General features: G+C 38.0%; 1 pseudogene. It reads right to left on the bottom strand.

Annotated elements, in window-relative coordinates:
- Window positions 1-208, bottom strand: a pseudogene (locus A1232T_RS14495) (RNA-guided endonuclease InsQ/TnpB family protein); the annotation flags it as partial.

Below are 208 nucleotides of genomic sequence, written 5' to 3'. Positions count from 1 at the left end.
AGTGATACAGGCATACCAACGATTACGACTGTCTTGTACTATCTCAAGCGTGTTGATTTGATATAGGCTTAGGTTGTAGCTATCGAATACATCAATGATGAGCTTTTGACCTTTAGATAGCGATAGCTATAGGGTTGATTTCAGTCCCTTCTTACCTGTCTGCCTTGTTTGCAAATACTTGATAGCAGATTTTTTAAAAGGTATCCAA

The sequence above is a fragment of the Psychrobacter pasteurii genome, assembly GCF_900162815.1.
GTDB lineage: Bacteria > Pseudomonadota > Gammaproteobacteria > Pseudomonadales > Moraxellaceae > Psychrobacter > Psychrobacter pasteurii.
Note: the sequence above shows the minus strand (reverse complement) of the source record. Positions and strands in the feature narration are given on the sequence as shown.